3 protein-coding genes are annotated in these 16,504 nt (G+C 61.2%); 1 reads left to right on the top strand and 2 read right to left on the bottom strand.

The window, feature by feature from the left end; all coding sequences use genetic code 11:
• Nucleotides 1-109: 109 nt before the first annotated feature.
• Both MJQ68_RS02985 and tyrS read right to left on the bottom strand, forming a co-directional pair.
• Nucleotides 110-13,090, bottom strand: coding sequence for a PKD domain-containing protein (locus MJQ68_RS02985; RefSeq protein ID WP_238749492.1), 12,981 nt, complete (start codon nt 13,088-13,090; stop codon nt 110-112).
• Between the two features lie 386 nt (nt 13,091-13,476).
• Complete coding sequence (tyrS, locus tag MJQ68_RS02990) at nt 13,477-14,772, bottom strand: tyrosine--tRNA ligase (RefSeq protein WP_238749493.1); 1,296 nt, start codon at nt 14,770-14,772, stop codon at nt 13,477-13,479.
• A gap of 267 nt (nt 14,773-15,039) precedes the next feature.
• Here tyrS and MJQ68_RS02995 point away from each other — a divergent pair, with 267 nt between their 5' ends.
• Nucleotides 15,040-16,362, top strand: coding sequence for an ABC transporter permease (locus MJQ68_RS02995; RefSeq protein WP_238749494.1), 1,323 nt, complete (start codon nt 15,040-15,042; stop codon nt 16,360-16,362).
• Nucleotides 16,363-16,504: the final 142 nt, after the last annotated feature.

Below are 16,504 nucleotides of genomic sequence, written 5' to 3' on the forward strand. Positions count from 1 at the left end.
GGAGGTTTATTGTGTTGGCACTCCAAATTTTCTAAAAAAGGGGTACAAAACGAAAAACGGGGCCACGCAGGTGTTGCGTGGCCCCGTTGGATGGGTGGTATACGGTGGGTTACCGCAGTTTCACGAACTGCTTGATCACCTGCCGGTCGTCTTCGATCACCTGTAGCTGGTACATACCACTAGTAAGTACGCTGACCTCCAGGCGCATCCGGTGCAGCTCGCTCGTCTTGTCTACGAAGAACTGCTTCACCCGGCGTCCGGTAGCATCGGTGATGATGACCTCCACCCGGCCCGTATAGCCACTGCGCAGATCGACAGTGAGTTGCTCCCGCGCGGGATTGGGGAACAGGGCCACGTGTAGGTCCTCGACATCGGTGGGTTCGCTGCGTTGCAGAGTCGCTGCCGTCGTGAGGGCCTTTGCCGTGCTACAGTTCGTAGCGGCCAGACCGGTACCGGTGGGGCGTGCATCCAGGTTAGATAGCAGCACCTTATCGACCAGAGTACCCGGCTCCCGGTTGGCTACGGTGATGGTGTGGGCTCCCGCCGATAGCGCAAAGCTTACCGGAGCAGCGTCGTCGCTGACCTTACGCCATTCGAAGCCGGTGGTCAGGATCTGTTTCCCATCGCTCCCTTTCCAGAACTTGAGCCACTTGCCGTCGTCTATCCGCACCCAGAGGGAGTTGCGGGCCCCGTCCGGCGCATCAAGGCGTAGGAAGAGGTAGAAGGTAGCCGCTTCGTTCACGGTCACGTCGAAGTTCAGTTGCTGGCCAGGATCACCGACCGAGGTAGCGTTGTAGTCCGCCGCGCCGATGAAGTTGGTAAACCGTCCGCCACTCGCGTCCGCGGCCTGTTGGATACGCCAGCCACTTCCGATGCGGGCACATTCTGCTTCGAGACTGAAGTCGGTAGAAGCCCCATCGAAGTTGTCGCAGGCATCACCGATACCGTCTCCATCGCTGTCGGTAGTGTCCAGGGAGTAGTTAGCCGGACAGTTATCATCCGCATTGGCAACGAAGTCCGCAGGTTGCTCGCAGGCCTGTACCGCATCGGCGGGGTCACCCAGGCCGTCTCCGTCGAAGTCGGCGTAGTAGGTGAACAGTTGCTGATCCGGGTTGGCTACGGTAGGGCAGTTATCCTCCGCATCTGCTACGCCGTCCCCATCCGTATCCTGGGTGGGGTCGAAGGCCGTGATCGTCAGTTGGCTCGTACCCGTGGCGCCCTGATCGTCGGTGACGGTCAGGCGTACGGTGTAGGTGCCGGTCGTGAAGCTTACCCGTGGGGTAGCGCCGCTGGCGGAACCACCGGCCCAGGTCCAGGCGTAGGATTCGATGCTGCCGTCGGGGTCGCTGGAGCGGCTACCGTCGAGCTGTACGCTCAGCGGTGACGCGCCCTCGGACACCGAGCTGCTGGCCCGGGCAACGGGAGGTGCGTTTACCGCTACACCACAGTTATCCGCCAGACTTCCGAGTCCGCTAGGTAGGGTAGCGTCCAGCTTCAGGTGTAGCTTGTCCAGCTTGGCCCCACCTTCGCGCCATGCGAAGTCGACCACGTTGCTGCCCTGCTTCAGTACGACCAGTTCCCGCATGCGGTTCCAGTTGAAGGTGTTGGTCGTCTGAATACCGCCCGACCACTTGTACCACGCGCCATTGTTGACCCGGACCCAGTAGGAGTCCGTATCCCCGTTCAGGGCACTGATGCGGGCGAACAGGTTGTAGCTGCCGGCCTCGGTGTCGGCTACGATGAAGCGCACACGGTTCGCATCCGTATCGGCGGGGGGCGCACCCAGCGTATTGTTGCCGGGGGAGGCTACGTAGGTCTCGCCGGAGGCGGTCGCATCGGTGAAGTTCGTCCAGGCACTGCCGACGATACCACATTCGGCTTCGAGCCAGAAGACCGATTTAGTGTAGGTCACACCTTCACACGCATCACCAATACCATTGCCGTCGCTGTCTTCCTGGCCGGGGTTGGCAGTCAGGGGGCAGTTGTCCGTGTTATTCAACACATAACCGGCTACCGCGCTACAGGAGCGCAGGCTGCTGGCGGGGTCACCGAAGCCGTCATCGTCCTGATCGCGGTAGTAGCGCGTACCCCGTCCGATCGTAGCATCGAGCGGTGCACAGTCTTCGGCATCTGCGATCCCGTCGTTGTCGTCGTCGGGGTCACAGGCATCGCCGAGGCCGTCCTCGTCCGTATCGGTCAGGTCGCTGGAGTTCAGGGTCGGGCAGTTATCGCGCTGGTTGCTGACGAACCCGGCCGGCTGCACACAGGCCTGTACCGATTCTGCGGGGTTACCCAGACCGTCCCCATCGCGATCGGCGTAGAAGGTCGGGATCACCTGGTCGGGATTGGCGGTCAGCGGGCAGTTATCCTCCGCATCGATGATGCCATCCCCGTCGGTATCGGCATTCGGATTGAGCGAGCGGATGCTGAGCTGCGTAGTACCCGCTCCTCCCTGCTGGTCGATTACCGTGAGGGTGACCGTGTAGGTGCCGGCGGGGAAGGTGGCGCTTGCCGTAGCACCGGTCGTAGAGCCACCGGCCCAGTTCCAGGCGTAGGTAGCGATGGTACCGTCGGTATCGAAGGAGCCCTTGGCATCCAGGCTTACCCGTAGGGGGGCAGCGCCCTCCGTGGGGGTAGCCGTAGCGCGTGCTACGGGAGGCTGATTGGTGCGGGTACCACAGTTCGTGGCTTCCTCACCAAGCAGTGTCGGTACGGTCGCTCCCTTGGTCAGGTGCAGCTTGTCGAGCCGTGCGGGACCTTCCCGCCAGGCGAAGTCGATGCTGTTCGCACCGGCCAGCAGGTCGACGCTGACGCGCATTTTGTTCCAGTGGAAGGTATTGTCTACCACGATACCACCAGACCATTTGTACCACGCACCGTTATTGACCCGGACCCAGTAAGAATCCGAGTCACCGTTGGCTGCGCTGATTCGAGCGAAGAGGTTGTATACCCCGGCTTCGGCCTGGTCAATCACGAAGGTCACGTGGTTGGCGGGCTGGTCAGCGGGTACGTTGTTCAGGTCAGTATTGCCGAGCGCGTCGACGTACTTGCTACCCGAGGCCGTGGCGTCCGTACGCACCGTCCAGACGGATCCGACGCGGGCACACTCAGCTTCGAGCCAGAAGCTGGACTTTGCGGCAACGGCTCCGTCACAGACATCTCCGCGTCCGTTGCCGTTGGTATCCACCTGGTCGGGATTAGACTGCGCGGGGCAGTTATCCGTATTATCGAGTACGTAGCCAGTAGGCACGGTACAGGCTAGCACGGCCTGAGCGGGATCACCGAAACCATCGCCGTCCTGGTCGGCGTAGTACAGTTTGGCCGCACCGATCCGGGCGTCGCGCGGGTCACAGTCGTCTGCGTCACGCACGCCGTCGTTGTCGCTGTCTTCGTCACATACATCGCCGATGCCATCCTCGTCCGTATCGGTCAGGTCCAGGGAGTACACGCTTGGACAGTTGTCCAGCGCATTGTCCACGTAACCCGCCGGGGCGGTACAGGCTTCGACGAAGGTAGCGGGATCGCCGTAGCCGTCGCGGTCACCGTCGGCGTAGAAGCGGGGCAGCTGCTGGTCGGGGTTGGCTACGAAGGGGCAGTTGTCGGCGCTATCCTCCACGCCGTCGCCGTCGTTATCGAGGATGTTGCGGCCTACGGTGAGATTCACTACATCGGTACCCGTAAGGCCCTGTTGGTCGGTGACGGTAAGCGTCACTGCGTACATTCCTTCCCTGAAGTTGACGCGGGCGCTGGGTCCGGTGGCTGAGCCGCCGGTCCACTGCCAGGCATAGCTGGCAATGCCTCCATCATCGTAGGACGTTGTACCGTCCAGATTGACGCTAAGGGGCGCCGGACCACTCTGGGGGCTAGCCGTAGCAATAGCCACCGGTGCGGTATTCGGTCCCGTACCACCTCCGAGGGGGAGGATCTCCAGGGCCGATAGCTTGGGCTGATTGACACCCCCTACACCAGAAGAAGCATCCAGGCGCAGGTTGAGGGTACCGTCCGTCATCGTGACGCGGTATTCCTTCACCACGGCGGTGAGGCTACCTACGTCGGCGATGATGTCGTAGTTGTCCTGTACCAATTGGCCCTCCAGCCGCACGTCGAATATGCGTCGGCCGGTACCTCCGGCACCGATGGCACCCCAGTAGATCTCGGCGAAGTGTAGGCGCACGGTGTACGCACCATCCGCTAGAGGCAGCGCGTAGCGCAGCACGTAGGGGCTACCCGCCGTGCGTTCGGTCTGGTAGATAGCGGGCAGACTGTTGTTAGCGTTCAGGTAGCTGTTTCCGTCCAGGAAGTACTGATCGGCCCGGAAGGTGCTGCCCTGGTTGTCGGTCGTAGGACCGCCGGCATTGATACGGATAGCAGTGGCGCTACCGGTACAGGCATCTCCTTCGTCTACGGTACCGTCACAGTCATTGTCCTTTCCGTCGCATAGCTCGGCCGCTCCGGGATGGACCGAGGGGTCCGCATCGTCACAGTCACTGGCATTACTCACGAAGCCATCTTCCGGGGCACATAGTAGTTTGGCTGCGTCCATGTTACCGAAGCCGTCACCGTCCGCATCGCGGTAGTAGCGTGCGGCCTCCGTGATCACTACGATCAGCGTACTGCTCGCTTTGGTGCAGCTGGCGTTGGCACCACCTACCGTATAGGTGTATACCCCGGAGCTGGCCGTAGCGGGATCGAAGGCATCGGGTACGGGCGAGCCGTAGAGCGTCCACTGTCCACCGAGTTGGGGGCTACCTCCGAAAGTAAGTAACTGCGCGTACAGGCTGAAGCCCGCCTCGAAGCGGCAGACGGCGATATCCCCTCCGGTACCGGGCAGTGCCGGAGTGAGGTTTTCGGTAATGATGATACTGCTCGTAGCGGTGCAGCCATCTGTACCTACTGCGCTGATGCGGTAATTGCCAGCCCTGGTGACTACCTGCCGACGCCCGGTACCGATGAGGCGATCACCATCATACCAGTAGTAGCTGGGCGACAAGGCTCCGGAGACGGCGGTGAGCTCGATGCTACCTACCGAACAGGTCAGTGTGCTGGTCGCAGCGGCGATCCGCAGACTCGGCGCGTTGCCATAATCGGTATTCACCGTTACGCTACTCGTGCCGGGGCAGGTACCGTACAGCAGGGTTTCTGAGGTCAGGGTGTATACACCCGGTACGCTGACGACTGGATTGGCGGCTGCGGAGGTAAAGCCGTTGGGCCCGGTCCACTTATACACGCCGGTACTGGTCCGTCCATTCAGCTGTACGCTTCCTCCCTCGCAAAAGATGGTCTTGGTCTGTCCGTCGGCGTTGGCCGAAATGGCACAGTCCAGGTCGCTACTTGCCACGATAAGGCGGAAGGTGCTGCTGGTCATAAGCCCGTTCAGGTCAGTCGCCGTGACGCGCACGGTACTGCTCGTACTGGCGGCACTGTAGGGCGCGTTGATGACGAATTCCGCCGTACGGCCATCCAGCTCTATCCACTTGGGTAGGGGAGTGCCATTGCTCAGCGTAGCGGAGTAGGTCAGATCGTTACCTGCGTATCCCTTATCGAAGGCAGTGGCTACGCCGTAGCTGCGCACCACGCCGGGGTCGACCCGTACGTCGGCGATCGCCGAAGCGCTGGGTGTATTAAACGGACGGACGTTCGTCAGGTAGGCTGCATTGTCCTGCCAGTCACAGTTGCCCGACCCGGCCGCACAACCAGTGCCGATGTAGTCGTGCAGTACGATGTAGTCGTTGGGGATCACGTTGCCGTGGTGGTCGATCACCTTGTAGACGCGGATACCCAGAATCTCATTCTTGAGCGTATTGCGGCTCGTACCGCCGGTAGAGCGGTAGCCGGCAATGCGGATCTGGAAGGGTTCGGTGATACGATCCGTGCGGTCGCCGGCCAGGATGGTCGAGGTGTTGCTAGACTTCGGCAGGATACTCTGGAACCAGAGGCGGCCCATGCCGTAGTTCATCCCTCCTACGGTCTGGTTGCTGGCGTTCTGCAGCTGCGCAGTCGGTGTGCTGTAGCCCTGGAACGAACCGATGTGGATCATCTGGACCGGCTTGCTGGCGTCCGCCTGCACGAAGTAGGGGGAGAGGATCAGCGATCCTTCCTTACCGCTATCGACGCGGTCGTAAGTAGGGTAGTCCGAGCTCGGATTGGTCACCAACTGGTTGTTCTCGTCCCGGCCCATGGTGGTCTGGAAGCCGAACACGTCGAAGACCTGCTGGGTCGTGATCTCATTGCCGCCCTCGATGAATTGGGAGTACGAGCCACTGAAGGTCACCTTAGCGGCGGCGGGGTTGTCTGCATTGGAGGTCAGTACGAGTTGCTCGCGGAGGATCAGCTTTGCTCCCGCCAGGTCGCGGGCCACGAAGGTGACCGTCGCGTCGGCGTAGCTGCCGGGGGCGATCTCTAGTCCGCCGGCCGCTACGTTCAGTCCGCTGATGGTGAACAGGGACTCGTCGGTGCTGGTCAGGGCGGTGATCCGCAGGGGAGCGGTACCGTCGTTATGGATCCGCATCACGTTGCTGTCGTGCACCCGGGGGCGCTCGCCGTCGTAGAGCTTGACGACGTTATTGTAGTGAAACGAGAAGTAGTCCTCGGCCGGGAAGCCGCGGCTCGTGCCCGGCAGCTTGGTCATATTCTCGATCCGCAGTACGGCGCCGGTGGCCCGCTCCAGTCGGAGGGTGATCTCCTTCGTGGCGGTATTGCCGTTGCCGTCGGTGGCCCGGGCGACTAGCCGGTAGTCGGCCGAGCTCGTACCCACGGGTAGCTGCAGATTGATGGGAGCGGAGTAAGCCACGAAGGCTGCACCGTTCACACTGTAGCCCAGCGACTGAATGCCGCTGCCGGATTCGTCCTGCGCGCGCAGCGTCACCGTAGCCTCACCGGCATAGGCACCGCTGGCCGTCTGGAATCCACTCACGTCAGCGATGATGGTCGGTAGGGCAGTGGCCCCGTCGATCTTGGTGTAGCTCAGCGCGACGATCTTGCTATTGCCCGTATTGTAGGCTCCGGTGTCGTCGATGGTCAGTTTGCCGTCGAGTACCCGCACGGTAGCGGAGGCCGTACGGTAGACATCCGTAGCCGTGGGTACGAAGTTCTTGATCAACACCACGCCCTCGGCCCGCAGGAAGTGCAGACTGTTGTAGTACTGGGGGTCACCGGCCGTCACCTCTACGCGGTAGGTGCCGTTCGGTACCTCGATCTCCCAGTCGCGCGGGGCGCGGGGCGAGAGGTCTATCTGATCCAGCATAGCGAAGGAGCGCAGCAGCTTGTCTTCGGTAGTACTGGTGTTGGTCACACCGCGCGCCGCACCGCGGGCACTGATGAGGTTATCCTGGGGCTGCTTAGTGTCCGGGTTGATCCAACCATAGGTCTTGCCGCCGGGACGGATACCGTACGCCTCACCCACATCAGCCAGGTAGCCGGCGGGCGGGGTGAAGGTATTGTCCTGAAAATTGATCCGGGCCGCTACGATGACGGTTCCGCTTACAGTGGCCGTTACCGCCAGCTTAGCCGGGGCGTAGCCGCTGGCCGTAGCCGTCACGGTGGCCGTGTAGGTGCCGTCGGCCAGGGTGTAGGCATTGGCCGCGAAGGTCAGCGGCTCGCCGATACGCACGTCCGTAGGCAGTACCACCCAGTCCGCATCGCTGGTGAGCCGGATGGGCGTACCCACGGGAGCGACGCTGGCAATCAACTGCGTACGGGCCGGCGCGGAAACCTGTCCGCGGGCTGCCTCCAGGTCGATGCGCGCCGGGGCAAAACTGAGCACCTGCGCCCCCGCCCCGGCAGGTTTCACGTTGGTGAGCAGGAAAACGTAGTCCTGGTAGTCGCCATTGGTCGCGTCTTCAAAACATACGAGGTAGCTGTTTTCCACCAGCTGACCGCTGCGATCGCGTACGGGGTATACCCGGCTGCGGTGGGCGATGCCGGTGTTGAGCTCGTCCTGGGTGTAGTTGATCCGATTAAAGGTTTTTGACTCCACGTACACGCCGAAGGGCGCGGCGGGGGCGGTGAAGCTGCTGCTACCGGATGCCAGACGGGGATAGAGCGTCTGGGCGTTCACGATACCGCCGGCCTGCACACCTACCTGCGTGGTGGTGACCGTGCCACCTGCGTTGGTGTACACACCGAAGGGCAGGGTCTCCGCCGGAGAGTAGCGGGCTACCGACGCGATGCCTACCGGACCGCTACCGGCCGCGGCGAAGAGCGGTGCGATGACCTCCTGGCCCTGTACCGTAGCGGCGGTGGTCGTGGTGAGGGTCGTCCATCCCACATCGATCCCCAGTCCGAGGGTATTGACCACGGCCTGAAGGGCGGGTTCCTGGCCGCCTTCGAAGCCGGCCTTCTTCAGGGCGTGCAGACCGATGCGGAAGTTGCCATCGGTCACGCCATTGGTTTCGATGCTTAGTTCTGCCCCCTGATAGCCAAGGTTATCCTGGTTCAGATCGGGGGTGTAGGTGACGGTATAGTCCTGCGCGGCCGCGGGTGCCAGGCTGTTGTTCGATGGGCCGGTCACCGAGAATTGATCGGCGTAGGGACCCGTAAGTCGTACCTCGCCGATGAGTAGCTCAGTCTGGCCGGCATTGGTGATGGTGACGGTCTTGGTGTCAGTCTGCTTACCCTCTGTATTTACGGTAGCTTCGAAGAGCAGCTCTTCCGGACTAGCCGTAGCGAGCGGGGCACCGGCGGGGGCTACGTTGCGTACGAGCACGACGATGTCCTGGTAGTCGGGGGTATTGATGTGCTCCTCGGTGGCTACGATGTAGGCGTTCTCCTCGCCGGGTACTTGGTACACCCGCACGTGGTGGGGCAGGGCACCGCTGAAGGTATTCAGGGCGTCTTCGCTGTACAGCGTACGGTTGTTGAAGTAGGGCCAGCGGCTGTAGAAGCCGAAGGTGGCTACTCCGGGATTGAACGACAGGTTGCCGCTCACCCGGGGGGTGACGGTCTGTCCGTTACCGGCCACATCGTTGCGTACGCTGAACAGCTCGTTGCTGTTAGTTGCATTTCCATCGTACCAGCCAAAGCTTACGATGGGGTCGTTGGCTTCGGGACCGTAAACCGCCAGTACTTCGACCGTTACGTTGCCATTGCCGGCCCGCTGGAACTGCTGTAGACTTAGTTCATCTCCCAGCAGGTCGTCGTAGGTTTTGCCCGCGGCCAGGTCCAGCGCGGTGGTAGCTGGGTTCTGATCCCCGACCTGAACGGGCAGGCCGTAGGTATCGAGGATCTGCTGTAGCGAGGGCTCATTGCTGCCACCGAGTCCTTTTTTGCCGAGACCGCGCAGCGCTACTACGACGGGTTCGGCATTGGTGCCGGCGAACGTAAGGGTAGCCACCTTGGCCCCGGCGGTGGAGGGGGTGAAGCTCACCTGTACCGAGGTAGTGCTATTGACCCCCAGGCTGGCGGGGAAGTTGCCCATGGTAAGGGTGAAATCAGCCGCATTTGCTCCGGTGATCGTAGCCGTGGCGCCTTCCAGGACGGCGTTGCCGGAGTTGGTGAGGAAGACCGTGGTCTGCTTACCGGATGGCGCGCTTACGATCTCCTCGGCCAGGATGCGCGTCTTATCTACCGTAAGGAAGGGACGCCGGGTAGCTTGGTTGCTGGGCCGCAGCAGAGTGATGGACTGGGTGCCGAAGTCGGATACGTACAGGTTGCCGGTACGTACGTCCTCCACGATATCGAGGGGGTCGGTGAAGCCGGTGAAGCCGGGAATACCCACCTTGACGGTGGCGATATCGCCGTTGGGTCCGTCGGGCAGTAGGGCCATAATGTCCGAGCCGCCACTGTAGCGGCACACCAGTAGGGCACCGCGCAGGTTGCCATTCTCGGCGTTGCTGCGGTACTCGATCACGCCGTTGGGTGACTTATTGAATTCGAAGTTGAAGGCCGGTCCGCGGAAATTGACGTCGGGCAGGATGCCGGTAGGGTAGGTGCTGACCTCTCCGGTACCGCCATTGAGGACGAACTCGCCGCGCAGGGGGTTGGGGTGACCGTAGAAGCCGATCGTGCTAGCGGGGTCTACCCGGAAGAGGTAATCGCGCTGGGTGTTGTTGCCGGTCACGGCGGGGATGGCGGGGTAGCGTCCGGCGGCATCGTCGTAGCGGTACACCGTGCCGTCGGGGCGCCGGGTGCCGTCGACCGAGGCCGGCGAATTGCTGCCTCCGTTGGTGCCGTTGGTGGGGATGTAGAGCTGTCCGTTCGAGTGCCACACCAGGTCGAAGGCGTTGCGGATACCGGTGGCGTACAGCGTCAGGGGAGCATCGCGGAAGTAGGGGTTGTAGGTACCGTCGTCGGGAAAGGTCTGGTTGTTCTCCCGGTAGGTGCCGGTGCCGCTACCGAGGGTAGGTGAATTGGTGTCTGCCGCATTGATGGCTGCCGCACTCATGGTCGTCTTGGCGTTGAGGGGCCAGGTGTTCTGGGGAAGTTTGTTGAGGTCCAGGCGAAGGCTGGCCGCACTCAGTAGCCGCTCCAGGCGGTTGCCCCAAGCGTTGTCGGGCGCACCTCCGGCGGTATTGGAGCCCTGTAGGAAGTACAGCACGTTGGGTTGTCCTTCCCGGAAGGTGATGCTGTTCGTGAGGTGATCGCGGCGCGAGCGGGGCAGGTTGGTGACCACCAGTTGCTCGGTACCCAGATCCGGGCCGCTCAGTTGGCTGATCTTTCCGTCCCAGGCCGGGGCGTTGGTCAGACCGCCGGAGCAGTGGCTGACAAAGGCCAGCAGCTTGTCTGCCGTAGCGTCGGGGGAGAAGGTGAAGCCCACGGCGGAGCGCGAGCCGTACGTATCGGTCAGGGTAGTGATGCTGGTCTTGCCGCTCAGGGTGCCATCATCGGCTACGTCGAAGCGGTCAACCACCCCGTCGATACTGAGGCCGTAGAGGCGTCCGTCGGGACCGATCTCCAGGCTAGTATAGCGTGCCTGGGTAGCTACTTTACCGCCACTGGTAAAGGAGACGGCATCCAGATCACCCCCACCGCCGGTCACACCGGTGCTGGTCGTGAAGGTGGAGCTGAAGGCTGCGAAGGCTACGCCGGTTAGGTCCTTTACGCCGTCCACCTCAAAGCGGTAGGTCGTATTGGCCTCCAGGGGGAACAAGGGCGTCAGGTTGATCGCATCACCCCCGCCGGTACCGTTGGTCGTAGCGGGCACGGCCGTATTGGAGGGTAGCTTGAAGAGCCGCACGGTCTGGGGAGAGATCGTACTGTTGTCTACCCCGAATACGCCGTTGCGGCCGTTGGGCAGAAAGAGTTCGTTGGCGGATACCGATGTGCTGGGCGACACGCCTACCGCACCGTCGCGGGGCAGTACGGCGGTCACGCGCGGCACGCCACTGCTGGCTACTTCGCCGATGGCGAAGTTGTCGAACGCAAAGTCGATGGCATCCGCAGCCGCTGCGTTGCGGTGGGAGGTGAACACTCCCGCGTAGGATAGCCGGGGAGTACCCGCTTGCCCGTCGTGGTCGGTGCCGGTAATGAAGGATACGGGTACGGCGAGCGTGCCTACTCCGTCTTCGGTCACGGGAATGGCCGTGCCACTATTGACTACGTAGGTAGCCGCTACGGTGCGGGCTACGGGGTTCAGGACGAGTTCCAGGCGGAGGACCTGGGCCGTAGAAGCAAATTCTTCCGTGGTCAGCGAGCTAAGTACCACGGCGGTAGCATCGGTGGGGTCGATGGTCTCGACCATGAGCTGGATCCGCTGTAGTCCACTGGCCGACTTGATGGCTACCAGCTTGATGTAGTTATCCTCCCCGAGGCCGTACCATAGGCCGCCCTGCTGGGAGTTTGCACCGGCGCTTGCGTCGAAGTTCGGCTGAGTGAGATCTACGGATACAGCAAAGGCCCTGGCGGGCGCGGAGATGCCTACGCCCAGTGCATTCACCTGGCTGTTGGTATTGGCACTGACCGCCGGCCGCTGGTAGTTGATGCCTTTGGTGCTGGTCACGACCAGCTTGCCGCCCACTACCGTGAGCAGGCTCGGCTCCATGCCCGGTACGTTGGGGTTGGTGGGCGTAGCGGGGAATAGGTTATTGGACGGGGCATCCACCATCGTGAAGCCGATGCCCTGACCGTTGCGGTCGTAGATGCCGTTCTCGTCCCCGTTGAATGAAAACTTGAGGGGCAGAGCTACCGCAACGTCCTCACAGGGGAGGATACTGATGGGCGGACAGCCACTGACTACCGGGGCGGCATCCACAACCAATGAAATAGTCTCGCTGCTGGATAGCTCGCCGTCGCTGACTGTCACGACAATACCTGCATACGTGCCTGCCTCTCCTACGGATGGTGCGACGCGCAGGGTAGCGGTCCGATCTCCGTTATCGGTCAGGCTGGCAAAAGCGGGTAGTGCGGCACTTGCCGAGAATGTCAGCCGATCGTCCGTATCCTCATCCGTTGCCCGCAGGGTGATGGTGGTCACTTCGCCTTCCGTGGTGGCTACGTCACCGATCTGCTCCAGTACGGGCGCGTTGTTCGTGGGGGCTACGGGGCCGTCGGGTGCGACCTGCTCGTAGTCCAGCACCACGCGTACCGTACCGAGGGTGCCGGTGATGTCAGCATCATACGTAGTGTTGCGGTACAGCGAACTGAGGATAGGCTGTCCCCACACGAAGTGGTAGCCGATCTCCGTCCAGTCGTTGTCCTCTGCCGTAGGGGTGGGGGAGAGCGTCCAGCTGTACGTCACGGCAAACGAACCGTCCCACACACCGCGAATGATGAGCTGCTGGGGCTGCCCGAAGGGCACCCGGCGTTCTACGCCGTTGTCCGCCAGGTCCGTGGCCCGCACTTCTACGAATACCGCGTCGCCCCGCCGGACCAGCTGTGGATAAACCCACTGGTCTCCGCTGATCTGATCGTCCATCAGTAGGCCCGTAAGGATACGGTCGGTCCAGGAGCTACTGATCGCGTCGATTTGGAAGGCGGTACTGAAGTAGTAGGGCTGCCCGGCCTGGAGGGTGATGGCTTGCTCCGCGGTACTGGCCTCGGCTACTTCCATAAGGAAGGGAATGCCACTGGCGGAAACGGAAAGCTGCGCGTTGGCCTGCTGAAACGTCAGCATTAGGCTTACCACGAGCACAGAGGCTAGGTAAAAATTCTTCATCTGTGTTGTTATAGTGTCGTACTGGCACGGACCAGCAAATGCGTAAAAATCTTCAGGCCAGGTATAAATTCACCGCTACCCTACACGCGCGGGGCGAGTAGGGGCAATAGGGTAAATCAATAGGTCAGGCTAAAGAAACAGGTGTGTATGTAAAGGGCGATCAGCCGGCCAGGGCGGATCGCTGGTTTTTATAACTGTAGGTCATGGGGATTATCCTAAGCTGAAAAGTTGGGATAACGTAAGCTAAAACTCAAATGTAGGCACAAGATAACATGATTTGGTGAATGTGTATACGATCCTCCCCAAAATGAGAAAATCTTAACGCTTAACCCCCAAGGAGGAGGCAATCGTTGTAGCTACATACGTTGTTCTACCCGCCTGCGGATTCATGTTACTACAAATAAGTAACGCTTCTTCTTCCCGTTTTCCACCATCAGGTAGGTGTCGTGCAGCAGTTCGGAGGCGCTCACCTGCCGCTCTACATCACTCACCTTGTCCTTATTGATGGCGATCGCGTTGCCCTGCACCGCTCGCTTAGCCTCACTCTTACTGCCTACCACGTCGCTGTGCTCCGAGAGCAGCTCCAGCAGGCCGGTAGGTAGTACCCCGCGATCGATGGGAAAAGTGGGTATGTTACCCTGTAGGGCACGGAATGCCCTGGCGTCGAGGGCCCGCAGGTCATCCGCCGTAGCGCCCCGTCCGTACAGGATGTTCGTGACCCGCTCGGCCGTAGCCAGTCCCTCCGCCCCGTGAATGCGCTCGGTAAGCTCGGCGGCCAGGGCGGTCTTGATGGCCGTCACCTCCCGGTACCGGTCTTCCCCACCCAGGTGGGCAGCTACGGTAGCGCAGTCCGCCAGTATCGCCTCCTTAGGTTGCAGGGAAAAGTACTTCAGGTAAGTCGCCACGTCCGCATCATCGGCCCGCAGCCAGAACTGGTAGAAGTCGTACGGACTCGTCAGCTCCTCATCCAACCACACGTTACCCTCCGCGCTCTTGCCGAACTTGCTGCCGTCGGCCTTAGTGAGCAGGGGGGTAGTGACCGCAAAGGCCTTTCCCTCCAGGTTGCGCCGCACGAATTCCGTGCCGCTGGTGATGTTGCCCCACTGGTCGGAGCCGCCCATCTGCACCGTCACCCCGTGATCCGCGTACAGCCGCTGAAAGTCATAGCCCTGCAGCAGCTGGTAGCTAAACTCGGTGAACGACATCCCCGATTCCAGCCGGTTCTGCACGCTGTCCTTGCTCATCATGTAGCTGATGGTCAGGGTCTTGCCTACGTCACGCAGGAAGTCCAGCACGTTCATGTCCCGGTAGAAGTCGTAGTTGTTCACCACCTGCGCACCGGCGCCCCCGCCCGTCTGTAGCAGCCGTTCCATCTGCGCCCGCTGGTGACTCAGATTGTGGTCCAGCTCCTCATACGTCTTCAGTTCGCGCTCCTTGTCCTTGCCACTGGGGTCACCAATGCGTCCGGTCGCCCCGCCGAAGAGCACCACCGCCTCGTGCCCCGCCCGCGTCCAGTGCAGCAGCAGCATCACCTGTACGTAGTTGCCGATCGTGAGCGACGGCGCCGTAGGGTCAAAGCCGATGTAGGCCCGGCGGGGCCCCTCCTGCATATGCTCACGGATACCGGGGGTGAGCTGGTGCAGCATGCCGCGCCACTCGAGTTCGTCAATAAAGTTTGTCATTAGATCGCTTCGCTCGTTAGGGGTTAGATCGCCTTCGGCTCGTTAGATCGCTTCGCTCATTAGATCGCTTCGCTCGTTAGATCGCTTCGCTCGTTAGGTGGCTAGGCGATACGGCTCCGGAATACAGCAGGCGGGCGCGTACGCCAGTGCAAAGAACGTCACAAATGGCAAAGTGCACTATAGAGTTGGCATATGTCAACTGTACGAACTATACATTTCATATTTCCAGCAGAGCCCCTAACCAGCCGCAGGCTCTACCTTTACCCCATGAACCTACCGCTCTTCCTAGCCCGCGGCGTCGCCAAGGGGGGCTCGCAGTCGATCAGCCGTACCATCATCGGGATCGCGGTAGTGGCCGTAGCGATCTCAATGGCGACCATGGTGCTGGCCAGCGCGCTGATCTCAGGCTTCAAAACGGAAATTTCGGTTAAGATCTTCGGCTTCTGGGGCCACGTGCACATCACGGAGGAGAATGCGGCCAACGACATCATGCTCACCACGGAGTACCCCATCAGCACCGAGCAGGATTTCTACCCCAGTCTCGAGGAGCTCGGCCCCATCACCTACCGCGACTTCGAAGACCCCTTCGGCACCAACAGTACGGAGGAGCGCACCACCCAGGGCGGTATTCGCAATATTCAACCCTTCATTTTGCTGCCGGGCATCGTTTCGGTCTTTCAGGAAGGAGAGCAGCTGGCCGATACCGAACCGCTGATCCTGAAGGGGATCGACCAGGACTTCGCTTGGGAGGATTTCGCCCAGTATATGGTAGAGGGCGACGCCCTAGAGGTGGTAAAGGACAGCACCTCCCGCGGCATCCTGATCTCCAACAGCACCTCGCGCCGACTCCAGATCGGGGTGGGGGACCGGATCGACTTCGTGTACTTCAGTGGCCTGCGGGAAGAGAAGTCGCGGGCCTTCCGGGTACAGGGCATCTATAAGACCGGCCTGGAAGAGTACGACAGCAAGTTTGCCATCGTAGACATCAAGCAGCTGCGCCGCCTGCTCAACTGGCGCGACGATGAAGTCGGCGGCTTCGAAGTGATCCTGGACGACATCGATGACCTGAACGCCTTCGCCAATTACATCCACTACGACGTACTACCACAGCACCTCTACGCCGACAGTATCCGCAATAAGCTGCGCGAGCTGTTCAACTGGCTTGATATCCAGGACTATAACGGCATCATCATCCTGATCCTCGTCGTACTCGTAGCCGTGATCAACATGATGACCGCCCTGCTCATCCTCATTCTCGAGCGCACCAACATGATCGGCACCCTCAAAGCACTAGGCCAAGACAACTGGAGCATCCGCAAGATCTTCCTCTACTACGCCGGCTTCATCGTCATCGTCGGTCTCCTGCTAGGCAACTTCGTCGGCCTCGGCCTGGCCTGGGCACAAAAGACCTTCGGCATCGTCAAGCTGGACGAAGAAAGCTACTACCTGGCCGTAGCCCCCATCAAGCTGGAATGGCTCACGATCCTGGGACTGAACCTCGGCACCTTCGTGATCACCCTAGCGTTTCTGGTACTGCCCTCCTACCTGGTCACTCAGATCGATCCAGTTAAGGCTATTCGGTTTAAGTAGATCGCTTCGCTCGTTAGATCGCTTCGCTCGTTAGATCGCTTCGCTCGTTAGATCGCTTCGCTCGTTAGATCGCTTCGCTCATTAGACTGCTTTCAGCAGGTAGACCGCTTCGCGGGTTAGACCCTCTACCCGCGAAGCGGTC

It is taken from the genome of Neolewinella maritima, assembly GCF_923081025.1.
GTDB lineage: Bacteria > Bacteroidota > Bacteroidia > Chitinophagales > Saprospiraceae > Neolewinella > Neolewinella maritima.